This window comes from Neptuniibacter marinus (genome assembly GCF_001597725.1).
In the GTDB taxonomy this organism is placed as follows: domain Bacteria; phylum Pseudomonadota; class Gammaproteobacteria; order Pseudomonadales; family Balneatricaceae; genus Neptuniibacter; species Neptuniibacter marinus.
In genome coordinates, this window is sequence record NZ_LUTR01000025.1 from 1 (window position 1) to 25,051 (window position 25,051).

The window sequence follows — 25,051 nt, forward strand, 5'->3', positions numbered from 1 at the left end:
ATCATCACCAGCGATTCAGGCTCACTACCGAATACAAAGCGTCTCACCACCTCTACGAGCACGCCCACAGCCAAGATCAGTTGCAGTACACCAGCAAGATGCGCGGCACGTACCTGCATTTTCACGCTATGTCCAACCGCATAAAGGGCAAGCCCGTACACCGCCGCATCGGCAAAATTGTCCAGGGATTCTCCAATCAGGCCGGTGGACCGGGCGATCAGACCGGCAGTCATTTCCACCACGAACAGAAGTGCATTGATGCCGAGCAACCAGCGCAGGGTCCCGGATTCTTGCTTAGCAGAAGCTGCCGAAAACTCGGCGGCCTTGATGGTCTCCGGATTTGCAGCGACGGTTTCCTGAAGCGAGGCGCCTAGCCCCAAGGTCTTCAGTTTCGAGGTGACGGGCTCGACCTCGCCGTCATGCACGACCTTCAGCCGGCGGTTCGACAAGTCGAAGGACAGCGCCCGAATCTCCTCAAAGCCGTTCAGGGCTAGGCGAATCATTCGTTCTTCTGATGGACAGTCCATCTTCGGCACGGCATAAACACTGACCCATCTCCCTGGCGCCTCGGAGGAGGCCTGTATATCGGTATCCGCTGCGGACGTTGCATCACCGCCACAGGCGCCACCACAGGATTTGCTCATGATACGACTCCACTTGAACAATGTTGTGGTACCATTTTAAACTATAAAGCTACTATAAGGTCAATAGAGTAAAGAATCCGTTGGGGAGGAGGCTGATGCGCATTGGTCAGTTGGCGCAGTTGGTAGGGGTCGAAACACAGACGATCCGCTTCTATGAACAGCAGGGCTTGTTGCCGCCGCCTGATCGGCAGGACAACGGTTACCGTGTCTATACCGAGAAGCATGGTGAGGGGCTGGCCTTCATCCGTCGCTGCAGAATCCTGGGCCTGTCACTGGCTGAGATTCACGAACTACAGAGCTATCAGGACGACCCTCATCAGCCTTGTACCGCCGTCAACACCTTGCTCGATGATCACATCTCTCATGTGCGGTCGCAGATAACCGCTCTGCAAGCGCTTGAGAAACAACTCGTTTCACTGAGAGCGAGTTGCAACGATGACCGGGAAGTTGAGGCGTGTGGGGTTCTTGCTGGAATTAGCGAAGGAAACATGCACCAGCAGTAGGTGAAGCATCAACCAGATAATCCGATGAGATGCCGGTCTGTCTCACTCTCATGCAAAGGTAAGATCAACCATTTAATCCGCTTACCCCTTTTCTGTAGGAGAGGCATATTAATAATTATATTTTTTGGCTACGGTTACTGGTGAGGGAAGAGCTCTCTCGCTCAAAGCTGGTTGAATTTATGGACTATTTTTGATTTCTCTTCAGATTCAAGAATGTTTTGTTGGTAGGGATTACATTGTGCGGAGCAATATTTCAGGTTGGATGCTTGAGGAATACCTTAAGTTGAACTAGGTTTTATTGTGTAAGTGCTCAAAAAATTATAAGACAGCAATCCATCTTCACTCACTTAATGGATTAAATCGGTGGCGAAAAAGAATGTACCTAATATAGCTTATGAGCTTGAAAAGTTAACAGACAGTATTGAACAAGAAGACTTAACGTCTAAAGTTTGGAGCTTACCTAGCGTCTTTTATCTGATCTCCTTCCAGCTTTCGGCCCTTGCGGCTATTCTCTCTGTAGTTGTTTTATATGGATATTGGATGGATGTTGAGTTTTTATATCGACCTATAATGCAGGAGCCCGCTACGCACCCCGTCACCGCGTTATTATCTTTATCTCTTGGTATCTCCATTTTCTTGCCGAATCATCGACCCATTATTAATTCCACTAAAAAAGTAGTTGTAATAGTCTGTGGAATTATCGTCCTTATGGTCATTATTGACTATGCCTTTAATACAGACCTTATGCCGCCTAATATTATTTTTAAGCAAGAGGTGTTTGATTCTAATGGCTCTGTTTTTGTTAATTACTTAAGCGTTAATACTGCAATTATGCTCTTGATGATCAGCAGCGCGGTGCTGGCTGATATATATGGGAGACAGAATGTTCAGCAGCTAATAGCTTACTTGGCAATCTCTATCCCATGTATTTCCTTTATTGGATATGCTTATGGGCTGGAAACATTCTATAGCCATATGTCTTTATATACGGCGATAATTGGCTTTCTATTGGGGTGGGCTGTGTTAGCGAGAACCTCAAACTATGGCGGTTTAAAAGCGATTTTAAGTCCTTATTTAGGTGGGAGTATCGCTCGCTATCAATCAATCAGTGGGATGTTACTACCGTTCTCTGTTGGTTTGTTTTTTGTCTCATTATCTAATGAGCTGAATTCTTCTTATATAGCGATGTTTGTTATATTTGTGACATGGTTTCTTGTGTTAATGATTGGCATCTCAGCTTATGTTCAAGAAAAAATTGACGCCGCTCGACGGGAAGTGACTGAAAAGTTAATTTTAGCCGCTATTACAGATCCTTTGACCGGTTTGTATAATCGCCGTCAGTTTTTTTATTTGGGCATGAAGGAGTTGAGAAGAGCGCATCGTTCGGGTAGTGCTGTAGCTGTATTGATGATTGATATAGATGATTTCAAAATCATTAATGATACTGCTGGCCATGATGTAGGGGATCAAGTACTGATTGCTGTTTCAAATACCCTGTCTGCCGTTTTACGAGAATTCGATTTAGTTTGTCGGTTTGGTGGGGAGGAGTTTTGTGTTCTCATTACCGATACTTCGAAACAAGGGGTTGAAGAGGTTTGTAATAAAATCAACTCAACAATTCGCGGTTTAGATATTAATTCTTGGACTGATTTACATGGTCCGGTAACTGTGTCTATAGGTGCTTGTTTAATTGAGAAAAAGATAGATTTAGAATCTGCCTTGAAGGTTGCTGATGCGGCTATGTATCAGGCTAAGAGCTTGGGTAAAAACCAAACCTATTATTCTCTAACGTTTTTGAGTGTCGATAATGGGTTGCAATAAGAGTATTTATGGATAATTTTTACCACGAGCTAGAAGGTTTTTCTAATACGGTTCAGATTGTTGACAATCGTCACTATCAATCTATACCTGATGATTGGTTTATCTCTGTTATTGATGTGCGAGCTTCGACTGAAGCTATTAAGGCAGGGCGCTATAGGGATGTTAATTTTGTTGGCGCGGCGGCTATTACCTCCCATTTGAACCTTATTAGCCGTGATCTGCCATTTATGTTTGGTGGTGACGGGGCAACGATTTTAATTAAAAAAAGTATGTATGGAGTTGCGCAGGAAGTACTTCAATCTTTGAGCTTTTACGCTAAAGAGAGTTTTGACTTTGACCTGCATGCAGGGCTTGTGCCTGTTAGTGCTGTTCGTGCAATGGGTCGAGATGTAAAGGTTGCTAAATATTTATCAGGTGAGAGTCCTCCGCAAGCTATGTTTAAGGGCGGCGGGGTTAGTTTAGCTGAGTCTTTAGTGAAGTCCTCCTCTGAGTATCGAGTGGCTCCAAAATGCTGTTTTTCTAAAGAAAAAATATTTGCTGGCTTGTCTTGTCGCTGGAAGCCAATCCCATCGTCGACAGGGGTGACTTTGTCGATTTTAGTTCAGCCTATGCAGCTCGATGATGAACAAGCCGTTAAAAGGGCAATTGCAAAGTTTGAGAGCCTGCTAGGGGCCTCTTTATCCTGCCTGAATCCAATCAATATGCAGCAGGCGAGTTATGAGTCGTTTTTTAAGAACTTTAAACGCCAACTAAGTATTTCCGAGATCAAACCGAGCAAAGCCTTTTTCGCAGCAATGGGTGAAGTGTTTATTTCGATCCCGTTATTCCGTTTGGGGCTGTATAAATATTTTCCTCAACTAAAAAACTATATGGAAAAGATCTCTACTCATTGCGATTTTCATAAATACGATGACACCTTAAGAATGGTGATTAATTGCTCGGAACGGGAGCATAGAGCGCTGGTTGCTTATTTGGAATCAGAATATGAGCAGCAGCAGATCTTTTTTGGGGTCAGTGCATCTGATGCCGCTCAAATGACTTGTCATGTTGAGAGTATTGCCGACGGCGAGCATTTGCACTTTATTGATGGTTCGGATGGAGGTTATGCGATGGCCGCGGTTGGCCTGAAAAATCAACGTTTGGCGGCTCAGCAGTGATCAAAGTTGCTTTTTAACGGCATCAAGCTTCTCTTTGAGGATTTCAATTTTTCCGACTGTATTTGCTTTTTTCGGGCGGCTTTCATCTACGGTATTTATGCTTTTTAATAAGGTGGAAAGTTCCCTAGAGCGCAGTTTGAGCTCTTTTTTAACCTGTTTATCAATATAACCTAGCTCCTTTAGTGCTTGTGTCGCTTCATGCATTAGCTCAGGCAAAATATCGATAATATTTTTTTCATTAGGCATCTCTTCTAAATGCTCTTGAAGAGTGTCTCTCGCAGTAAGCCAGGCTTCGAGCTCATTAATCTCATATGTGGATAAGAGCGCTGCTACATGAGGGGCTACTTGGTTTACATTAATATCAAAATCGACGATCAGCTTCTCTTGCCCTGCTATTTCGCGAATACATTTTACTTTGCTGTCGGTGGTAATAAACTTCATACAGCTCCCCTCTATTCAATAAGTGGTTTGTGCGCATCTAGCTCCATTACCAGTTGCATAATTTCTGGGTTCTTTTCGAAACGCTCTTCTTCTTTTGCTTGGCGGAGATACTCTTCTGATACGTCAATTGCCCGAAGTAAATATTCATACGCTATATGATCTGCTTGTAGATCAGAAAATGCGCAAGCTAATTGGAAGAAAGCGTGGCCATTATCGGCCTCTAGCTCCAATGCTTTGTTACATAGAGCGATCGCCCACTGTGGATTGTCTAGTTCAAGTGCTGCGTCAGCTTTGTACGTTAGTGCTTCTGCGCTGTCGGGTCTTAATTCAAGAATTTGGTCATAGAGCTTTATTTTCTGCTCCCAGGATGCTTCTTGTCCTGCTTTTAACCAGTAGGCTTGCACTTCGTTGGTTGTTTCAATTTCTTGCTGATTTTCCTTGATGACGGCGGATTTAGAGATCAAGCCTCTTTCAAGTTCATCTAGCCGAGATTCATAGTCGATAATGAGCTGGCTAATTTTGGTTTCAGCATGGCCTTGAATGTTGTTGCGTATATCACGCAAAGAGTTCCAGCCGACGAGTAGCAAAGCAGAGCTTGTCGCAGCAATAAGATAGAAGAAGTAAGTGACAGTATCTGTGGCATAAGTGGCTGCAATTTCCGCTACATGAAGCTGCCTGTCTGTGATCTCTTTGGTGTATTCAACCCTAAGATTTTGCTGTTCAATCCTAAGCTGTTTGAGCTCATCAATAATGTAGCGCTCTATAAATGGGTTATATAAAGGTTGTTCTAGTGTATTGATTTTGTCTTCAGATACAGTGTTTTTAACTGTCTCAGTAGATGAAGTTTCTGCCCAGACGGCATTAAGGCTTAAAATAATGAATGAGATGAGTAGGATAGATATTCTTCTGAACACAGTGTTTAAGCCTTGAGTTGGTTTTTAGTCATATGCCGATGTTCCACCCTATATGCAGAAAAGGTGATGCTTTTGCATTGGTAGTTAGGCTGGGGTACCTGTTCGAGCGTCGCTCTTAGCCACACTGACATAGAGATACCCCAGCGTCTACGCTGCTGATCACTTTACGGCTCTTTTTAGCGGTTAAACAGCTATTTTGCGGATAACATCGCCGTGGTTTTCCTCTTCAATTAGCGCGACATGAAGTGCTTTTATCCCCTTCTCATAGTCGCTTTGTTCCACTATACACTGCATCTCTACTTGCCTAACGGATTGATGGAGGGCGAGAATGTTGATATCAGCGTTTGATAACGCCGAGATAGTTTTTGCCAGAATACCTTTTACTTTTATATCTGAGCCAACTGCAGAGATTATAGCGATCTTATGCATGCTTACTTCTGCAGAGGGATACTGCTGTTCAATTAATCTCATGACACGGTTAATTTTTTTCCGTGTACTAACCGCATAAAACGTAATGCTGTTGGCATCGGCATCTTTATTGACGATGGATATTTTTAACTCTTTCATCAGTTTTGAGATATAAATATCGTAGTCTGGGCTGCCCAGCATCTCTTGGTCAAAAATTTCGATGCCGACTGCGTCGTTACGTCCTGTAATAATCTCTACGCAAGGCCGAGGGTTACAGTAATTGTTATCAATAACAGTACCTAAGTGTTCAGGCTCGAAAGTATTTTTAATACGAATGGGAATGCCCGACTTACGAATCTCTCGTGCGGCTCTAGGGTGGATTGCTTCCATACCTAAATTGGAGAGTTGATCAGCAACGTCAAAATTAGTCATACCTATAGTGACGACATTCTCTTCGCCTACTAATTTAGGGTCTGCGCTGCTTAAGTGAAACTCTTTATGAATAACCGCTTCGCGGGCATTTGTTAAAGCCGCAATTTTTGCGAAGGTCATCTCACTATAACCGCGATCAAAGGTTCGCATCAGCTGTTCTTCGCAATGAGTATAGCCGGTTACAATTAATAGCTCTTTACTTGGGTCTAATGGCAGCAGGTGATGTTTTATCATTTCATCGACAGGTAGGGACTGCTCTTGCTTCCAGCCAGTTAGATCGACAAACCGCGCAGGGAGCTCATTCTGTTGGAGTAGTTTGACTGTATTGTAAGCACTGTGCGCTTCGCCAATAGAGGCAAGCATCTCACGTATCGTGGATAAGTGTTCTTCCAGTTGAAAATGACCATAGGAACACAAGTTATGTAGATTTTTCATACAGCGTTCAGTATCGGCTATGCGCGCAGAAATAAAGGTGTTAGCAGCGCTGAGATCATCTCCGGTAAACATAAGCTCATTGATTTCTAACAGCTTTGTTTTTACTTTAGCAAGCTGATCGATCCATGCATCTTCTTCTTCGGCTTCAGCAAAGCAGCTATATACCCCGGCATCACCTGTCTTTTTATGTTCGAGTAACAGGTCTGTAACGCCGCTATAAGCGGAGACAACAAATATGCGGTTAAATAGGCTGCCATTTTTTTTGCGTAACAAAATATTATTTAATACTTCTGTAAAACGGCTCATTGAGGTGCCGCCAATCTTTTCTACTGTATGTGTCATTGTGTTTCCCTAAGGTGTTGATCCTTCTTTCTTTTGTTAGATGATCTGTTTAGGAAAACCTTCGCCTATGGTTTTTCACTGAAAATCGGATCTAACATCGTGCGGTTAATAGTTGCGATTTACCCGTTTACTGAATCTTTGGGGGTGGCGGTCGCCTGTGTTTTTTAGACAGAAAAGAACAGTAAATACTTTCTTTAGCAAAGACTGCCTCTATTCAAGAGGGTTTGAAAACCACCTAATGAAGAGCCCTATCAGGTATGTTACTTATCTAAATGAATTACAAATTTACAATGTAATTCATTTAGATGAGTCATGTCATGCTTAGTTGTGGGCGTGGTGATTCTATTTTACTCTGCTTAAGATTAGCTTTCGTCTATTGGATAAACGCCATTCTCATCATGAACTTCCAGCCCTGTTAAAGGCGGGTTAAATACGCAAGCGAGTTTCAATTCTGTATGTGCCCGCAGCATGTGTTCATCATTTTTGTCTAGAATATAAATAGTGCCAGGTTTAATAGAATGAATCGCTGCGTCTTCTAGCGTCTCTACTTCACCTTCTCCACTAATACAGTAAACAGATTCCAAATGGTTTTGATACCAAATATGGGTCTCTGTACCCGCGTAGATAGTGGTGATATGGAAGGAAAAACCCATATTATCTTCTTTAAGCAGTAGTCGAGTGCTTTCCCAATGTTTGTCTGGGGATACTACGCGTCGTGCGCTCTGTTCAGCTTCTTTCAGTGTTCTAACAATCATTCTTGGTATCCTTAATTAGCCGATTTCGTGATAAACGTCGTCAAAGTAACAATTATCTTCTGGCATTTTTGATTCAATGGCACAAACTGCTTTAACTGCATTCTCAACGATATCTATGCCTCGTTTGAGATTTTCGTCACTGATAGTTAATGGGCAAAGAAACTTAATGACCTGGTCATCGGCACCGCTGGTTTCAATCATTACACCCTGCTGGAATGCGATACGTGTAATTTTACTAGCCAGTTCACCATTTACGCAGTTGATTCCTTGGAACATACCGCGACCACGGGTACTGAAGTTCCCTTCACCATATTCTGCAACAATGCTGTTTAGACGTTGTGAAATATAGTTGCCTTTACGTTTAACGCTGTCAGCGAATGTGTTGTCCGACCAATAATGATCGATGGCCGCTTTAGCAGTGACGAAGGCAAAGTTATTACCACGGAATGTACCGTTATGTTCACCGGGTTTCCATTGATCGAGCTCTGGGCTAATCAGTACCACAGCAAAGGGTAAACCGTATCCACCAAGTGATTTTGATAGCGTGATGATATCAGGTTTTATACCAGCTTCTTCAAAGCTGAAGTAGCTGCCTGTTCGTCCACAGCCTGCTTGGATGTCATCTACGATCAGAAGGATTTTGTGCTTTTTACATACGGCTTCTAAATTACGTAGCCATTCGAAGCTTGCGGCATTAATGCCACCTTCACCTTGAACTGTTTCTACGATGACAGCGGCGGGCGTATCAATACCACTACTTGAGTCCATGAGTAGTTTTTCTAGATAAGCTGTTGTGTCAATGTTTTCACCAAGGTAGCCGTCATAAGGAACACGGCTAACGCCATTTAAACTTACGCCTGCAGCACCACGGTGGTGGGAGTTACCTGTTGCAGCCAGTGCGCCTAAGCTTACACCGTGAAATCCATTAGTGAAGGCAATAATGTTTTCTCTACCAGTAATGTTGCGTGCTAATTTTAATGCAGCTTCAACCGCATTGGTGCCTGTTGGCCCAGTAAACTGAACAACATAGTCGAGATCCCTAGGTTTAAGGATTTTTTCGTTGAATGCCTCTAGGAATTGTCCTTTGGCTGTAGTATGTAGATCCAAGCCATGCGTAATGCCATCGCTTTGAATGTATTCGAGGAGTTTTTCTTTAAATAGGTCGTTGTTGTGCCCATAATTTAACGTACCTGCACCTGCTAAGAAGTCGAGATACTCTGTGCCGTCTTCTGAATAAAGGTACTCGCCTTTAGCGCGGTTAAAAACACGCGGAAATGAACGGGCATAGGACTGAACTTCTGATTCGATCTCATCGAAAATTTTCATTATGTAAATCTCTTAATTAACTTTTTGTAACACTCTTTAACGCTATTTTCTAAGCGGTAAGAGGATCAAATGATTTAGCGGGGCCTGCTAGATAAAGTACTTCATCTTCATGATCTTTATCTAAGTGCACACCGCTTTTGAATAAGGTCTTACTGTCAACGTCCATTAGATGGTCGTTAAAGAAGCGTTCAAATAGCTGTTTAGAAGCAGAGTTACTTGGTGAGATTGTGGTCTCAAGGTAACGAATGCCAGGATTGCGACTAAATAATTGGGCGAGCATTTTTTGTGCAATGCCTTTGCCTCTGAACTCTTTATCTAATGCGACCTGCCAGATGAATAAGGTTTCTGGGCGATTTTGGGGAATGTATCCAGAAATAAATCCGACAATCTTATTGCTAGATGTTTCAGCAATAATAGAAGTATTTGAAAAGTCCCTGCACTGGATCAAATTACAATAAAGGGAATTTTGATCTAGAGGAGGGCAGCGCTTTATAAGTTGATGTACATCCTGTCCATCAGCTATTTGGGGTTTTCTGTATGTGATTTTATCCATAGTATTCATATCGATTAGCCTTGCTAATGTTTAGTAATACTAAACATTTTAAAGCGTTTTTTCAAGAATTATTCACTAATATCCCAGAATATTACTGATTTTATGTGTTTTTTGGCGAGTTTCTATGATTTATATATTTAGTTTTACGAAGTAAATTGTCTCGTATATACTTTTGACTGTACTATTTTTGCAAAATTTGATGAGTGCTTTTGATAGATGGAAAAGAGTCAAGAGGCGTTAGTTTTGTTGCGCCAAATTATTAGAGTAACCGATATGCAGGAAAAAGAGATTAGCCGTAGTACGGGGTTGACTCTTCCGCAATTGATGGTAATGCAAACCCTGCGTCAGATGTCGCCTATCACTACAGGTGAATTAGCCAAGGAGATCTCCCTTACCCAAGCAACGGTTACAAGTATCTTGGATCGTTTAGAGAAAAGGTGCCTTGTCTCCCGTGAGAGGGGGGTGGAGGATAAACGCAAAGTTTGGATTAATCTAACCGAGCAAGGGTTGGATTTAATGAAGGGTGCGCCAACCACTCAACAAGATATTTTTTCCCGCCGTTTTGATGATATGCAACAGTGGGAACAATCAATGGTTGTGGCTGCTTTAGAGCGAGTTGCTTTTATGCTTGATGCGCAACATCTTGATGCTGCACCTGTGCTTGGTATAGGTCAGCTTGATAGAGGAATGAACTAACTAAGTCTGCACTCTGTTACTTAGGGTTGAGTCTATTAGACTCAATCCATCTTGCTTTACAATCTTTTTTACTTCTTCTGCGATCCCGATTCCTGTCGCTTTTTTTAGCACCGCTTTGTTCTTTAGCTATAGCTTTTATACTGCTAAAACAGATCGTTTGTGCGACGCAAAAAAATAAGCCCCGAAGATTAGGTTGTGACCTTCGGGGCTAACTTATCAGGTAGCTAAACTGTTGTTAGGCGGCTGAAGTTGGAGTGTGCTCTTCTGTCGGGGCTGTTTTCTTCGTTGTCAGGTACAACCAAATAAACCCCGTTACACCCGCAGAAAGAGAGGCGAATAAAATGCCTGTTTTGGCCATTAATAAATCTTCCGGGTAGTCGGCAAAACCTAATTCTGCAATAAATATCGACATTGTGAAGCCGATCCCCCCCATAAATGCGACACCAATAATGTGATGCATATTGAGGCCTTTAGGAAGGTTGCAGACGCCGAGCTTGACTGCAACCCATGTGAAACCGGCTATACCGATTAATTTACCTGCAACTAAGCCAGCACCAATACCCATTGCAACGGGATGGACAATGATTCCGCCAATATTTGACCAATCAATCGGAACTCCAGCATTAGCTAACGCGAAGATAGGGATCACTATATAAGCGGTTAATAGGTGCAGTTTGTTTTCTAGAATTTGAGCAGGTGCTTGCACTAAGTTGACACCATCTCCTAACGCGCGAACTCTTGAGCGAAGCGCATCGTTGACAATGATGTTCTCATCTTGCTTGTAAGCATCTTTAATTTTTTGCACGCCACCATTTATAAGCGATAAAAAGCGCTTGGGGTCGTATTTGGGTTTCATTGGGATGATAAACGCGAGAATAACACCGGCAAGTGTTGCATGAATTCCGCTCTTTAGCATGGCAATCCAAAGGAGTACACCTATCAATAGGTAGGGCGATAGCCTGCGTACTCCCGCTAAGTTTAAAGCGATAAGTGTGAATATAAAGAATCCTACGAGTGCTAGCGCCATCATATTCAAGGTGTCGGTATAGAAAAGAGCGATGACGATAACGGCACCTAAGTCATCTACGATTGCCAAGGCAACCAAGAACATAAGTAGACTTTGGGGAACGCGGTTTCCAAGTAAGGCTAATGCTCCTAATGCGAAAGCAATATCAGTTGCCATTGGAATGCCCCAACCATCACTAACGTGCCCTGTTGGATTAATAATAACGTAGATTAATGCAGGTACTAACATGCCTCCTACTGCCGCAATAATAGGGAGTAGAGCCTGTTTTACATTGGCTAATTCGCCAACCAGTAGTTCCCGTTTTAATTCTAAGCCTACAATAAGAAAAAAGATGGCCATCAAGCCATCATTAATCCAATGATGCAATGACTTAGAAAGTTGGAAATTTTCTAGGCCAATGATTAAATGGGTTGTGAATAAATGGTGGTACATATCTCCAAACTGGCTATTGGCAATAATCAAAGCAATTACCGCACAGAGCATCAATAAGACACCACTGGTTGTTTGTCGATGGATGAACTCTTCTAATGGGGATAAAACCTTATCAAAAGCACGTTCCCAAGGTGCAATATATTCCTTTCCCAAAAGTCGACGTTTCTGCTTCATCTTACTCTCCCGCTTAATAACCATTTTGATATTAAGCCCTTCAACGTTATTGTTCGTTGATAGGGTTAATATTCAAGTCGTATAACACTCATAATACTGTAATTTCTATTTATAACTACAGATCTACATAGCGAACTCTTGTTTAAGATACTGTGTTCTTGGATAAATAAATACAAATGAAAAAGCTAAACTAAGCTGTACAGATTAAAGTCTGAAGTGCTTAATAAATTATGCAGATCAGTTTAGACTACTTTTGATAATTCTTCTTCAAAAATAGAGAGTTACTTATTGCTCTCTTAAGGGTAAATCTATACTCCACAGCTTGTGATGAAAATACTTGATGGCAAATATTTTTTATCTGCATTTGTCATTAATTTCGATTTGTTTTTTGCATATTACCAATCGGATTGCTTTTTTATACGGCGGTGGCCGATTTAAAGGTGAAAAGATAGTTTAACCAAAGGTAAATCAGAGGTTAGGTAACTGTTTGGGGAATTGGATTTTAAAATAACTATGTGTATTTAAAGTTTTTTGTGGTGTGAGCAGGTTGAAAGGCGCTTGCGGACAAACCCCTTTCTATGTCTTTTAGGTTGGAGTTTTATGCATCGTAATTTTGTGGATAAAGTGCTTTCCGTGCTTTCCGTGCTTTCCGTGCTTTCCGTGCTTCATCATCTAATACTGATTTAAACTCTGAATTCGTGTGGATTTCTCTTGCCTGTGTCACGGAGGGTCGACTATTAATGGCATAAAACCAGCGATTAAGGTTGGGGTATTGCTTTAAGGCATCGTCACCGAGTATAGGGATAAATTTATCGATCCAGCCCCGCGCAGCCATATCAACAATGGTGTAGCTATTGTCCACGATAAACTCAGCATTTTTTAGTTGCTTATCAAGCACCTGTAGTGGCGTTAATTTCGCTGCATTTTTTTGAGCGGTTGTTTTTTTGGTAGCCTAACCTCTTTTAAATGGTTGTTCAAAATCAATTTAATTTAAGATCAAGTAATACAGCCCATATAGAGAAATATGTTGTGCGTGAAGTGATCTTCTGTATTGGCGAATAGACTACATACTCGATTTATGCATAAGATTTAAAACGTATTTATAGGTGCTTTAGTAGGATCTAGTCATATTTGGTAGTTAAAGAAGGGTATGTATTAAGTGAGCTGGATAGCACGTTTTTTAGAGATGCAGATTTTTTAGAGATGCAGAAAAGGTGAGTGAGCTAGAAATGAGTTGTAAGGGAATTTAAGAAGTGGTGCCCAGAGACGGAATCGAACCGCCGACACGAGGATTTTCAATCCTCTGCTCTACCGACTGAGCTATCTGGGCTACTCAAGTGGCGCGTATTAAACCGTCTTCACGTAAAACTGTCAACCACTTGTTAGAAAAAAACTATTTCGAAGGAGGCACATAGCCTTCGGCCTTCTCGTAGTCACCGCCCGTCATGAATTTTTCCATCTCGGATTGTAGATATTCACGGGTTGACGGGTCCATTAAGCTCAAATGTTTTTCGTTAATAATCATGGTTTGGTGGTCGGTCCACTCTTTCCATGCTTTTTTGGATACGTTGTCATAAATATCTTGGCCTTTCGAACCAGGATAAGGAGGACGGTCTAGCCCCTCAAGTTCCTCTTTGTATTTTCGACATAAAACAGTACGGCTCATTTGTGACTCCGAAAGCGTTCAATTCTGGGTGAGTTGGCGAGTGATTCCAGTAGTTTTTTAACTGGTGCAGCTAAGCCAACATTGTCTGGTTGCTGTATGTTATACCAGAGCATAGGTTTTCCTTCCATGACACAGTCTGTAGGGGTATTTATTTGTGCTTGTACCGGTGTGATATCTAAATGGAAGTGACTAAAAGTATGGCGGATTGGAGCTAAGGTTTGAATCGACGCCTGGTCTAGCTCTAAGCCTGTTTCATTGAAAGTATCTCTAAGATCAGCCACTTGTGGAAAACTCCATAAGCCGCCCCATAAACCACTAGGTGGGCGCTGATAAAGTAGTACTTCATCTTCTTTATGTTGTTGCAGGATCAACATATAAGTTTGTTTAATTGGCAGGGTCTTTTTCGGCTTAGGTGTAGGCAATTGATCGGTTTTACCTAGCTCCCATGCTTTGCACCCTTGTTGTAGTGGGCAGAGTAAGCAGCTAGGTTTGCTTCGAGTACAAAGGGTGGCACCTAAGTCCATCATCGCTTGGGTGTAGTCTGCTACTCGTTCTTGAGGCGTATTTTGTTCTGCATATTGCCACAAGGTTTTCTGGTTTGCGGTTGTACCTGGCCAGCCTTCTATTGCATAGAAACGCGCGAGTACTCTTTTAACATTGCCATCAAGAATGGGGGCCCACTTGCCCGTACTGATCGATAATATAGCACCAGCAGTAGAGCGGCCTATTCCAGGTAGTGCTTCTAGTTCAAGAACGGTTTCGGGGAACTGTCCGTTGAGTTCATTGGCGACTATTTGGGCCGTTTTATGAAGATTGCGGGCACGGGCGTAATAGCCTAAGCCTGTCCATAAGTGGAGTACTTCATCTTGCTCAGCTTTAGCTAAAGAGCCTACAGTAGGAAAGCGTTTAATAAAGCGCTGGTAGTATGGAATAACTGTAGTGACTTGGGTCTGTTGAAGCATTATCTCCGAGATCCAAGTGTGGTAAGCGTCTTTGTTTTGCTGCCATGGAAGGTCATGGCGGCCGTGCTGGTCAAACCAGTCCAGCACGGCGCTTGAGAAGTTCTCAGAGAGCATTATATTTAGAAGAGCCCTTTAAGTTTGCTATCAAGCTTATCTTTAAGTTTCTCTTTGGCTTCTTCCTTTTTGGCATCAACTTTTTCTTTCACTTCTGCTTTTTGAGCCTCAACTTTTTCCTTTACCTGATTTTTTAGCGCATCGCTAATAAAGCTGAAATCAGGTTTACACAGTTTTATCGGATCGCTATCAAAGCTACCTTTACAATCGACTGGAATCTCTACGCCTTCAAGTTTGTCAGGGAAGGAGCAGGTTTCCTTAAATAGATTCTTTTCGACCATAAAGCCTAAACGGTAATCAAGAAGCTGTTTAGGTAGGTTTACTGTGCCTTTGCCGCTTAAGCTCATCGCATCCAGAGCGGCTTTTAAGTCTTGGTTATTAATGACACCATTTTTAATATTGGCGGATGCACCCATATTGGCAAACGGAGTGGATTTATCCACTTCCTGAGTGTTTACGCCGAGAGAGCTTATATTGTTAAGGCCCTGACAAACCGTTTGGGCCATATCGATACCGTGCAGTTCGCCATCTTTCATGTTGACGTCTGCTGTACCTGTAACGCTGTTAACAAAATCAAATACAGAGTTACCGCGTAAGGTTAAATTGGATTTAGAATTTAATGAACCGGTAAGCTGATCTACATCCGCTAGTGCTTTGAGCATCTCACCGATCTGGATACCTGAGATAGATTTCTGTGAAGTAATGACCGGAGTGTTGTTGCGCACATCAAGAGTCACATTATTTCTAACGCTACCTTTGTACAGATCCGCATCAATTTTGCTCGCTTTTATTAACCCATTATGAGCACTTACTTTTACTAAAATATTACTTACATCGAGGTTTGCGACATGCAATGATTTTAAGCCAACGCTAAGGTCGAGAGCTAATGAGCGGAGAGTATCGATGGGTAATATTTCATCTTTTGAATAGCCGGTATTAGCCGTTGTTGAAGCACTTTTTTCCGCTGTAGAGGCGTCTGATGCTTTTTTATCTGTTGCTGGTGGCATGTAGCGATCAGCATCTAGTTTGTCTCCTTGAATATTCAGGCTGATGTTGCTGTTCGCTAAGTTAAAAGCTGCTGAACCACTGAACTTAGTGTCATCCAAGGTCAGGTTCAATGTTTTAGCTGTTACAGTGTTGGCGGGACCTGCCAGCTCTGTATTGAAGCTAATTGCTGAGAGAGCATCAGAATCTGTAGTTTCAATCTCGGCTTGTCCTATAGCGGTCAATAATTTATTGAGATCAAAGGATGCTACAGATAGTTTACCTGTGATAATCGGTGCCGCGAAGCTACTTACCGCTAAATTACCTGTAGCCTTTAGATTTGCTAAGGAAAGGGTTAGGTCAGCTAGGGTTAGCTGTTGTGTTGCTAAATTAGCTTCTATGTTTGCTGTGCTTGTGATCTCTAAGCTTTTGCCCGCTAAAGGTTTGCCCGATAAAGTAAACTTACTATCTAGGCCTTTAATTTTGTAAAGCTGGTTATCAAGATCTAAGAAAAACTCAGCAGATAGATTAGCCGCAGCTTTTACCTGTTCTTCACCTTTGACTAGTTGCGTTGCATTGAAACGTAACTCTGCAGGGAAAAAGGCATTAGTAACGACTTGGCCAGAACTCATATTAAAATCACTTAGCAGTGCTTGAGTCTCTGTGCTTTTATCTAAATAGTTAATATTACCGTTGCTTATTTGGATACTCTCTATATTAAGAGCAATCGCTGGAGATGATGACTTTTCCGTGCTGGCTTCAGTTTTTGTACTTGTCTCATCTTCACTAGAGACTGTACTGCTAACCTCTGCGAGCCAGTTTGTTGAACCATCTTTCTCTTTAACAAGGTTTAGCTGAAGTCCATCGACAACGATGCTCTTCATCTCAACCTTACCTGAGATCAGTGCGGGAATACGAACCGCTAACTGTGCCTTGTTTAAGCTAGCCAGATCGTTTTTACCTGGAAACTTAACATCAATTTTATTAACTTCTAGCCCAAGCCAAGGAAAAACTGACCAGCCTATATCGCCATTGATCTTAAGCTCAATGCCGCCTTCTTTTAACGCTGCTTTTTCAATTTCAGGCTTATATTCATTTGGGTCGAAAAACGCGCCGAGAATAGCACCACCGGCGACAATCAATACAACCACCAGTACGCCTAATCCGGCAACAAGTTTCAGCAAACCTTTCATTATTCTCTCCTTGGCTAGGGGTTTGATCTGTGAGGATAAACAGTATTAGTGAAGTTTCAATCTTTTACGCTTAAGAGGGGATGAATAAATTTTAATAGCAGACTTGGTTTTTGCCATTTTCCTTAGCTTTATAGAGAGCTTTGTCGGCTTGTTTTAGCATTAGCTCTTGATCTGGGAAGTTTAAATCCAACTCGCCGATACCCATACTTGCTGTAATGGTTAAGCTATCACTGCTGGTGATTTGGACGTTTAATTGTTCAAGTAGCAATCTATAGCGCTCGGCGATATTAATAGCTCCAGCTGTTGTAGTTTCTGGAAGTATGATTAAAAACTCTTCACCGCCATAACGGCAGATGATATCGCTGGTTCGTGAATTGTGTTCAAGCGTTTGAGCAGCCATTTTTAAAACCACATCACCTGAACCGTGACCATAAGTGTCATTAATACTCTTGAAGTTGTCTAGGTCTAATATGATAAGGGATAGTGGTCGCTTTTTTCGTATCGCATCTGTGCAAAGGTTTATTAACTGTTTGGTCCCTTCTCTGCGATTATAGATACCGGTTAGATCGTCATAGGAAGCTAAGCGTTGGAACTTGTTTTCTAGGTTCTTCTGTTCAGTAATATCAATAATTGCACCAATTAAGCCGGCAACAGCTCCCGTCTCATCACAAAAGGTTGCCTTGTGCAGTTTGACATAGCTGCTATCTTTATCGGAACGATGAATAGGTGTTTCATTAATCTGAACACCCGGTTCATTGATCAACTGTTTATCTAAGATGGTAAAAACATCTGCAACCTCTGGGGCAAACAGTTGATAAGCGGTTTTGCCAATAATAACTTCCCTTTCGACCCCAGCATATTCGGTATAGGCTTTATTGCAACCAAGGTATCTGCCATGAATATCTTTGTAATAGATAGGAAAAGGTAAAGCGTCTATCACTAAGAGTAGCGCTTTATTATTGTCCCGCAAAAGTTGATGTAGCTTTGTATCATCCATCTGAATTATGTGCCTAGCTTATTTGCTCTCCTTTCAAGATAGTTCATCTATGCAACTTTTGCTTGAAACGAATGCTGATGTAACGGTGCATGGTGATGACTATGGTTGTATAATTGCTGCTCTGATAATACTAGCGGGAGATAACCATGGCGGAACGCACAGCCAAGGTAAGCCGAAACACTTTAGAGACGCAGATCACTGTGTCCGTAAATATTGATGGTACTGGCCAATTTAAGGCAGACACCGGTGTGCCTTTTTTAGAGCATATGATGGAGCAGATCTCCCGTCATGGCCTCATTGATCTGGACATCCAGGCAAAAGGTGATAACCACATTGATGATCACCACACAGTAGAAGATATAGGGATTACTTTAGGTCAAGCGTTTAAAGAAGCGGTAGGTGATCGTAAAGGCATTATGCGTTATGGCCATGCTTATTGCCCGCTGGATGAGGCCTTGTCGCGTGTCGTTATCGACTTTTCCGGCCGTCCAGGTTTAGAGATGAAGGTTGATTTTACCCGTGGAAATATAGGGCGTTTTGATACTCAGCTGTTCTGGGAGTTCTTCCAAGGCTTTGTAAATCATGCGGGTGTTACGCTGCATGTGGATAACTTGAAAGGTTTTAATGCTCATCATCAAGCAGAAACGATTTTCAAAGCTTTCGGTCGTGCGCTACGTTATGCATTAGAGATAGATGCGCGTGCGGCTAATGTCATGCCTTCTACAAAAGGGTGCTTATAAACTATGTCGAGCGTAGCTGTAATCGACTATGGAATGGGCAACTTACACTCAGTTGCCAAAGCGTTGGAGTCTGTTGAGCCGGGTGTTGAGGTTCGAGTAACGGCGGATCCAGCGCTGGTGGCTAGTGCTGATCGAGTTATTTTACCCGGTGTGGGTGCTATTCGTGATTGCGTTGCTGAGATGTTGCGTCTTGGGGTTGATAAAGAAGTCACAGAGGCTATTGAATCGGGTAAACCGTTTTTAGGTATTTGTGTCGGTATGCAGGCGCTGATGAAGCATTCTGAAGAGAATGGTGGTGTTGAATGCTTGTCGCAGTTCGACGGAAATGTGAAATACTTTGGTGATAACTTAGAAGAAAATGGCCAGCGCCTAAAAGTACCACATATGGGCTGGAATGAGGTTTCTCAGTTAGGTGACCATCCGTTGTGGGCTGATATAGCTGATGGCAGCCGCTTCTATTTTGTCCACAGCTATTATGTGGAAGCAAAGCGCCGCGATCTTGTGGCGGGTGTTTGTCATTATGGTAAGCAGTTTGATGTGGCGTTGGCGAGGGGTAATGCTTTTGCCGTGCAGTTCCACCCAGAAAAAAGCTCAAAAGCGGGGCTGCAATTGTTGAAGAACTTCCTTAACTGGGACGGTAAAATCTAATGGCATTAGCAAAACGCATTATTCCCTGCTTAGACGTAGAAAACGGTCGCGTCGTTAAGGGTGTTCAGTTTGTCGATATTCGTGATGCAGGGGATCCTGTGGAAGTAGCTAAACGCTATGATGAACAGGGGGCTGATGAGATCACTTTTCTTGATATCACTGCAACTCACGAAGGTCGTGACACTATGGTTCATACGGTGGAACGTATGGCTTCTCAAGTGTTTATCCCGCTGACTGTTGGCGGCGGTATTCGTACCTGCGATGATATACGCACTATGCTTAATGCGGGTGCAGATAAAGTCTCGATTAACTCTGCTGCAGTATTTAATCCTGAATTTGTAAAAGAAGCCGCCGACCGCTTTGGTTCTCAGTGTATTGTGGTCGCAATTGATGCCAAGAAAGTTTCTAACGAGGGTGAAGAGAACCGTTGGGAGATTTTTACCCATGGTGGGCGAAAACCTACAGGCATTGATGCGGTCGAATGGGCGCAAAAAATGGTTGATTTAGGTGCTGGCGAGATATTGCTAACCTCTATGGATCAGGATGGGGTGAAAAATGGCTATGATCTTGAGGTCACGCGTGCAATCAGTGAAGCGGTAAATGTGCCGATTATTGCTTCTGGTGGTGTTGGTAATTTAGATCATCTTGTTGAAGGCTGTATTGAAGGAAAAGCGGATGCCGTTTTAGCGGCTTCAATTTTTCATTTTAATGAGTACTCTATTCCTCAAGCAAAAGAGCATATGCGTAAAAATGGTATAGAGGTTCGCCTTTAAGAATGTTTTCCTAGGCTACTTGATAAGTAAAGCTCCGAAAGGGGCTTTTTTATTGTCTGCGGTAAGGGTGATTGGCCATTTCCTGATTCAGCTTTACTCAGGATCTGGGGCTTATTCGTTATGATTTATGTAACTGTTGAACTAAATCAATTCTTATTATTAATAATATACGATTGTTTTATTGATGATACTTGTTGATAGAGGCTAAAGTACTATGACATGTTATTTTCATAGAGGTCCGGCATGAACACTAAAAACAATAAACGTCTTTATAGTCGCGCTAAGGCTCAGCTTTGTTTAGCGATCGCTATTGGTCTTACCTCCTTTTCAGCTTCTGCTGCTTTACTTCAGATGCATGAAGGCGAACTGTTAAATTCTTGTCATCTGTTACATAAAAATTCAGCTTCAGCAGAAGCGCTTGCTTGTGCGACCTATATCAGCGGGTTTTTAGATGGTGCGTTAATTACAGATAAGAACAACGCTGACGAACTAAAACAGGCGGAAAAAAGTGGCTTTATGGAGCGGGCATTACGTACGCGATTGGGTGATCGAGGTTCGGATGATAGCTACCTTCATTTTTGTGTGCCGAGTTCAAAAGCTAGGGCGGATGTGATTGAGCAATTAGCACCTTATCTTTCTGATAGAGATGATGATGCGATAGCACTTAAAAATTCTATTTTTACCGGCCTTAAATCAGAATTTCCCTGCCAAAAAACACCTAAATAATAGCGTTCTTTCCCTTCCCGAGACAGAGGGAAGGGTTTTTATGTCCTTACGTCGTTAGGCAAGTAGAAGAACTTTCTTCACCAGCTTTTCGATACCTGTCGCTGCTTCTGTAATTGAGCCTGCAAGCATATAAGCGGGGGTTGTTACGACGTTTAGGGCTTCATCGACCACAATATCGTCAACTGCGCAGTTGATATGAGTGCCTCCCATCGTTTCTGCAGCATTAATTGTGTCTATATCATTCCCTAGGGTGAATTTAACGGTATTTCCGAATAGCAGTGGGCTAATCGCTGGCGTTATACAGATTAAACCTACCGGCTTGCCTGCTTTATGCATTGCCTGAGTGAATGCGGCAACGTCGCTATTCACTTGGCAATTAGAACCGTTGATGGCGAAATCTGATAAGTTTTTAGCTGCACCAAATCCACCTGGGATGATTAAAGCATCATAATCTGCAGCTTTGGCCATCGCTAAGTCGATAATGTCTCCGCGAGCTAAACGCGCGGCCTCTATTAAAACGTTGCGCGTGTCACCTTCGGTCACTTCACCTGTCATGTGGTTGATAGTATGTAACTGATCAATATTAGGAGCCATACATTGATATTCAGCCCCATTTTTTGCAACTTCTAATAGAGTGAGTACTGATTCATAAATTTCAGAACCATCGTAAACACCACAGCCTGATAAAATCACAGCGATTTTTTTCATAACTTTAAGTCCTTTAACTTTGCATCATATGAGTTCGGTCATACCCTTTTGGGTAGAGATTAAGATAAGATCTATTTTATTACTATTATGATAAAGAATGACCGAAAAATAGGTTTAAACTCAGTTTTAAGTCCTGATGTCATATGCTTGTCATCTTTTTTATGTCCAATTCACCTATACATATTAGAAGGGAGTTGTCGTGTCCTTTAATAACAGCCAACGTTTTTTTCCAGAAACCCGTATGCGTCGTATGCGTGCGAGTAATTTTTCGCGTCGCCTTATGCGTGAAAATGTTTTGACTCCAGATGACCTTATCTATCCCGTTTTTGTGATTGAGGGGGAGAACGAAACAGAGCAAGTGGCTTCAATGCCGGGCGTGGAACGCATGAGTATTGATTTGTTGGTAAAAGAAGCTAAAGCGCTTGAGTCGCTCGGTGTGCCTGCGATGGCGTTATTTCCGGTAACGCCTTTAGATGTAAAAACTGAGTTCGCCGAAGAAGCTTACAATCCCGATGGGCTTGCGCAGCGAGCGGTTAAAGCGATTAAGGATGCTTGCCCTGAAATGGGCATTATGACGGATGTGGCATTAGATCCATTTACCACCCATGGACAGGACGGCATTATCGATGAAACCGGTTATGTTTTAAATGACCGTACCGTTGATACACTCATTAAACAAGCAGCTTCCCATGCAGAAGCGGGGGCTGATGTTATTGCTCCTAGCGATATGATGGATGGTCGTATAGGTGCGATTCGTGATGAGCTAGAAAGTGAGGGTTTTGTTAATACCCTTATTATGGCCTATTCTGCTAAGTATGCGAGTACTTACTATGGCCCTTTCCGCGATGCAGTTGGTTCTGCTGGAAATATTGGTAAAGGTAATAAGTTTAGTTATCAAATGGACCCCGCGAACAGTGACGAAGCTTTGCATGAAGTTGCATTGGATTTAGCTGAAGGCGCAGATATGGTCATGGTTAAACCAGGGATGCCATATTTAGATATTGTCCGTCGCGTAAAAGATGAATTAAAAGCCCCTACCTATGCTTATCAGGTCAGTGGTGAATACGCTATGCATATGGCGGCCTTTCAAAATGGTTGGTTGGATGAGCGTAGTGTGATGTTGGAGTCGCTGGTCGCATTTAAGCGGGCTGGGGCTGATGGTGTGTTGACATATTTTGCTAAGCGTGTCGCGCAGTTATTAAATGAATAGTTGTCCCAATATATCTTGGGGCGCACTGATCTAGGAAATAGGCTGAGTTTGTATGGTTGATACAGTTGGACAAAAAAAAGCAGAAGCTGCGCTAACACAAAGTGAGGTTGCTGCTGCGTTTGAGCACAGTGAAGCTGCGGCCGCACTGCTTGAAAGCCGTGAAAATGTAGCGATTACAGAGCAAGAGGTTGAGGAAACACCGGTAGACCTAAAAGCGCCAGAACTATATATCAACCGCGAACTTAGCCATCTTCAATTTAATATTCGAGTGCTCGAACAGGCGCTGGATGAACAGCACCCTCTGCTTGAACGTTTGATGTTTCTGTTAATCTTCTCTAGCAACCTTGATGAATTTTTTGAGATTCGTGTTGCTGAGCAGATGAAACAGCTGAAATATGGCCGAGAAGCAGTAGGGCCTGATGCGATGCACCCTAATACAGTGTTAGATCGTATTAGTGATATCTGTCATTTGGTTGTTGATCGTCAATATCGAATTTTAAACGATATGCTCTTTTTGGAGATGGAAAAGGAGAATATCCATTTTATCCGTCGTCACTTATGGACAAAAGAGCAACGGGCTTGGGTTGAAGCTTATTTCCAAGAGAAAGTGGTACCGGTGATTAGTCCCGTAGGACTTGATCCATCACACCCATTTCCTCGTCTTGTTAATAAAAGCCTAAACTTTATCGTTGAGCTTGATGGAAAAGATGCCTTTGGTCGTGAAACGGGCATGGCTATTATTCCTGCGCCTCGTTCCCTGCCGCGCTTAATTCGCCTGCCTGATGAGTTGTGTGATGGTGGGGATAACCTGATCTTCCTGTCTTCTATTATCCATGAATTCGCAGATGAGCTGTTTCCTGGTATGAAAGTCGAAGGCTGTTTTCAGTTCCGTATCACCCGAAATGCTGATATGTCATTTGATATAGAAGAGGTGGAAGATCTAGCAAACACCTTACGTGGTGAACTTCATTCGCGTAAATATGGTGATGCTGTACGACTAGAGGTTGATCAGCGTACACCAGAAAAATTAATTGAGTTTCTGCAAAAAGAATACAAGCTTGATGAGTCTCAGACCTACCGTGTTAATGGCCCGGTGAACCTGACGCGTCTAATGGCTGTTCGAGATTTAGTTGAGCGTAATGACCTTCGTTGGAAGCCATTCTCACCGGGTGTGCCTGGTAAACTTAAAGGTGATAATGTTTTTGATGCATTGAAATCTGGCGACCAACTGTTAATGCACCCATTCCAATCGTTTACGCCAGTGGTCGATTTACTACGTCAAGCGGCTAAAGATTCAGATGTTGTTGCTATCAAACAAACGCTTTACCGTACGGGTGTTAAATCCGATATTGTTAATGCTCTAGTTGAAGCTGCTCGGTCAGGTAAAGAGGTGACAGTTGTAATCGAGTTGAGAGCTCGCTTTGATGAGGAGAGTAATCTGCATTTAGCGGCACGCCTGCAAGAAGCCGGCTGTCTCGTTGTGTACGGTGTAGTGGGTTACAAGTGCCATGCGAAAGCGGTGCTTATTATCCGTGAAGAGGGACAAAAGCTAGTACGTTACTCCCATTTAGGTACAGGTAATTATCACTCGGGAACAGCTCGCCTTTATACCGATTATAGTTATTTAACTGCCGATCAAGAGGTGGGTGAAGACGTACATAAAGTCTTTCAGCAGCTAACGGGTATGGGTAAGATACAGAAGCTTAAAAAACTGTATAACGCACCCTTTACATTGCATGCAAAAATGATCGAGCTGATTCGTAATGAAGCCCGTTTAGCTAAATCAGGAAAGCCAGGTCATATTATGGTTAAAGTTAACGGCTTAACTGAGCCTAAAATGATTCGAGCGCTTTATGAAGCCTCGGCTGCGGGTGTTAAAGTTGATCTAATTATTCGTGGTATGTGTCGCTTACGTCCGGGCATCGAAGGCTTATCCGATAATATTCATGTACGTTCCATTATTGGACGATTCCTTGAACATACTCGGGTCTATTATTTTGGTAATAACGGTAAACCAGAAGTATTCTGTGCAAGTGCCGATTGGATGGAGCGTAACATGCTTAATCGTGTGGAAACCGGCTTCCAAGTATTTGGCAAGCATGCAGAACGCTTAAAACGCGAACTTGATTACTATATGAAAGATAACTGTCAAAGCTGGGAATTGCAGGCAGATGGTAGTTATCTGCAAAATCAGCCAGGTGAGAATGAAGAGGTTTTCTCTGCACAGCAGACATTATTGGAAGAGTTTGCTCGATAAAGAGAGCTGTAGT

23 protein-coding genes, 1 tRNA gene and 1 pseudogene are annotated in these 25,051 nt (G+C 42.6%); 10 read left to right on the forward strand and 15 right to left on the reverse strand.

Annotated features, from left to right (window positions below; genetic code table 11):
- On the reverse strand, window positions 1-644 hold a 644-nt coding region (locus A3774_RS13825; protein WP_067868750.1), incomplete at its 3' end, for a cation diffusion facilitator family transporter.
- A gap of 95 nt (window positions 645-739) precedes the next feature.
- On the opposite strand from A3774_RS13825, the gene cadR reads away from it, so the two are divergent.
- From cadR to A3774_RS13840, 3 genes are all read left to right on the forward strand, one after another.
- The gene (gene cadR / locus A3774_RS13830) at window positions 740-1,147 is read left to right on the forward strand and encodes a Cd(II)/Pb(II)-responsive transcriptional regulator (RefSeq protein WP_007148576.1); all 408 of its coding nucleotides are present in this window, start codon (window positions 740-742) and stop codon (window positions 1,145-1,147) included.
- A gap of 363 nt (window positions 1,148-1,510) precedes the next feature.
- Window positions 1,511-2,968: a GGDEF domain-containing protein gene (locus A3774_RS13835; RefSeq protein ID WP_067868751.1), complete on the forward strand. Its 1,458-nt coding sequence runs from the start codon at window positions 1,511-1,513 to the stop codon at window positions 2,966-2,968.
- Between the two features lie 8 nt (window positions 2,969-2,976).
- Window positions 2,977-4,125, forward strand: coding sequence for a DUF3095 family protein (locus A3774_RS13840; RefSeq protein WP_067868752.1), 1,149 nt, complete (start codon window positions 2,977-2,979; stop codon window positions 4,123-4,125).
- Here the strand turns inward: A3774_RS13840 and A3774_RS13845 are convergent, their stop codons facing one another.
- The 6 genes from A3774_RS13845 to ectA form a co-directional block, all read right to left on the reverse strand.
- Window positions 4,126-4,566: a hypothetical protein gene (locus A3774_RS13845; RefSeq protein WP_067868755.1), complete on the reverse strand. Its 441-nt coding sequence runs from the start codon at window positions 4,564-4,566 to the stop codon at window positions 4,126-4,128.
- Window positions 4,567-4,577: 11 nt separating this feature from the next.
- Window positions 4,578-5,480: a hypothetical protein gene (locus A3774_RS13850; protein ID WP_067868758.1), complete on the reverse strand. Its 903-nt coding sequence runs from the start codon at window positions 5,478-5,480 to the stop codon at window positions 4,578-4,580.
- A 183-nt stretch (window positions 5,481-5,663) separates the two neighbouring features.
- Window positions 5,664-7,097, reverse strand: coding sequence for an aspartate kinase (locus tag A3774_RS13855; protein WP_067868760.1), 1,434 nt, complete (start codon window positions 7,095-7,097; stop codon window positions 5,664-5,666).
- Window positions 7,098-7,459: 362 nt separating this feature from the next.
- Complete coding sequence (locus A3774_RS13860) at window positions 7,460-7,852, reverse strand: ectoine synthase (RefSeq protein ID WP_067868762.1); 393 nt, start codon at window positions 7,850-7,852, stop codon at window positions 7,460-7,462.
- A 15-nt stretch (window positions 7,853-7,867) separates the two neighbouring features.
- Complete coding sequence (gene ectB / locus A3774_RS13865; RefSeq protein WP_067868765.1) at window positions 7,868-9,178, reverse strand: diaminobutyrate--2-oxoglutarate transaminase; 1,311 nt, start codon at window positions 9,176-9,178, stop codon at window positions 7,868-7,870.
- A 49-nt stretch (window positions 9,179-9,227) separates the two neighbouring features.
- Entirely contained in the window at window positions 9,228-9,740 is a 513-nt protein-coding gene (gene ectA / locus A3774_RS13870) for a diaminobutyrate acetyltransferase (protein WP_231867993.1), read from the reverse strand.
- A gap of 207 nt (window positions 9,741-9,947) precedes the next feature.
- On the opposite strand from ectA, the gene A3774_RS13875 reads away from it, so the two are divergent.
- Window positions 9,948-10,427 carry a MarR family winged helix-turn-helix transcriptional regulator gene (locus A3774_RS13875; RefSeq protein WP_067868767.1) on the forward strand — a complete coding sequence of 160 codons (480 nt, stop codon included), beginning with the start codon at window positions 9,948-9,950 and terminating at the stop codon, window positions 10,425-10,427.
- A gap of 235 nt (window positions 10,428-10,662) precedes the next feature.
- On the opposite strand, the gene nhaA is transcribed toward A3774_RS13875, so the two are convergent.
- The 7 genes and pseudogenes from nhaA to A3774_RS13910 all read right to left on the reverse strand — a co-directional run bounded on the left by nhaA (window position 10,663) and on the right by A3774_RS13910 (window position 17,976).
- The gene (gene nhaA / locus A3774_RS13880) at window positions 10,663-12,060 is read right to left on the reverse strand and encodes a Na+/H+ antiporter NhaA (protein ID WP_067868864.1); all 1,398 of its coding nucleotides are present in this window, start codon (window positions 12,058-12,060) and stop codon (window positions 10,663-10,665) included.
- 598 nt (window positions 12,061-12,658) lie between these two features.
- Window positions 12,659-12,994 (reverse strand): annotated as a pseudogene (locus A3774_RS13885) (glutathione binding-like protein); the annotation flags it as partial.
- 320 nt (window positions 12,995-13,314) lie between these two features.
- Window positions 13,315-13,390, reverse strand: a tRNA-Phe gene (locus A3774_RS13890).
- Between the two features lie 63 nt (window positions 13,391-13,453).
- The gene (locus A3774_RS13895) at window positions 13,454-13,726 is read right to left on the reverse strand and encodes an oxidative damage protection protein (RefSeq protein ID WP_067868771.1); all 273 of its coding nucleotides are present in this window, start codon (window positions 13,724-13,726) and stop codon (window positions 13,454-13,456) included.
- On the reverse strand, window positions 13,723-14,802 hold the full coding sequence (mutY, locus tag A3774_RS13900) for an A/G-specific adenine glycosylase (protein ID WP_067868774.1): 1,080 nt from the start codon (window positions 14,800-14,802) through the stop codon (window positions 13,723-13,725). The genes A3774_RS13895 and mutY overlap by 4 nt, the downstream gene beginning before the upstream one ends.
- A 5-nt stretch (window positions 14,803-14,807) precedes the next feature.
- Complete coding sequence (locus tag A3774_RS13905; protein WP_067868777.1) at window positions 14,808-16,979, reverse strand: AsmA family protein; 2,172 nt, start codon at window positions 16,977-16,979, stop codon at window positions 14,808-14,810.
- A 91-nt stretch (window positions 16,980-17,070) separates the two neighbouring features.
- Window positions 17,071-17,976: a GGDEF domain-containing protein gene (locus tag A3774_RS13910; RefSeq protein ID WP_067868780.1), complete on the reverse strand. Its 906-nt coding sequence runs from the start codon at window positions 17,974-17,976 to the stop codon at window positions 17,071-17,073.
- A gap of 146 nt (window positions 17,977-18,122) precedes the next feature.
- Between A3774_RS13910 and hisB the strand changes: the two genes are divergently transcribed.
- The 4 genes from hisB to A3774_RS13930 all read left to right on the forward strand — a co-directional run bounded on the left by hisB (window position 18,123) and on the right by A3774_RS13930 (window position 20,863).
- A complete protein-coding gene (gene hisB, locus A3774_RS13915; RefSeq protein ID WP_067868783.1) occupies window positions 18,123-18,716 on the forward strand; it encodes an imidazoleglycerol-phosphate dehydratase HisB in 594 nt (197 codons plus the stop codon).
- Window positions 18,717-18,719: 3 nt separating this feature from the next.
- Entirely contained in the window at window positions 18,720-19,364 is a 645-nt protein-coding gene (hisH, locus tag A3774_RS13920; protein ID WP_067868785.1) for an imidazole glycerol phosphate synthase subunit HisH, read from the forward strand.
- Entirely contained in the window at window positions 19,364-20,137 is a 774-nt protein-coding gene (hisF, locus tag A3774_RS13925; protein WP_067868787.1) for an imidazole glycerol phosphate synthase subunit HisF, read from the forward strand. The genes hisH and hisF overlap by 1 nt, the downstream gene beginning before the upstream one ends.
- 243 nt (window positions 20,138-20,380) lie before the next feature.
- Complete coding sequence (locus A3774_RS13930) at window positions 20,381-20,863, forward strand: hypothetical protein (RefSeq protein ID WP_067868789.1); 483 nt, start codon at window positions 20,381-20,383, stop codon at window positions 20,861-20,863.
- Between the two features lie 54 nt (window positions 20,864-20,917).
- Here A3774_RS13930 and elbB read toward each other — a convergent pair whose 3' ends face one another.
- Window positions 20,918-21,571 carry an isoprenoid biosynthesis glyoxalase ElbB gene (gene elbB, locus A3774_RS13935; RefSeq protein ID WP_067868799.1) on the reverse strand — a complete coding sequence of 218 codons (654 nt, stop codon included), beginning with the start codon at window positions 21,569-21,571 and terminating at the stop codon, window positions 20,918-20,920.
- A gap of 199 nt (window positions 21,572-21,770) precedes the next feature.
- Between elbB and hemB the strand changes: the two genes are divergently transcribed.
- The gene (gene hemB / locus A3774_RS13940) at window positions 21,771-22,781 is read left to right on the forward strand and encodes a porphobilinogen synthase (RefSeq protein WP_067868802.1); all 1,011 of its coding nucleotides are present in this window, start codon (window positions 21,771-21,773) and stop codon (window positions 22,779-22,781) included.
- A gap of 52 nt (window positions 22,782-22,833) precedes the next feature.
- Window positions 22,834-25,038, forward strand: coding sequence for a polyphosphate kinase 1 (ppk1, locus tag A3774_RS13945; protein ID WP_231867994.1), 2,205 nt, complete (start codon window positions 22,834-22,836; stop codon window positions 25,036-25,038).
- Window positions 25,039-25,051 lie beyond the last annotated feature (13 nt).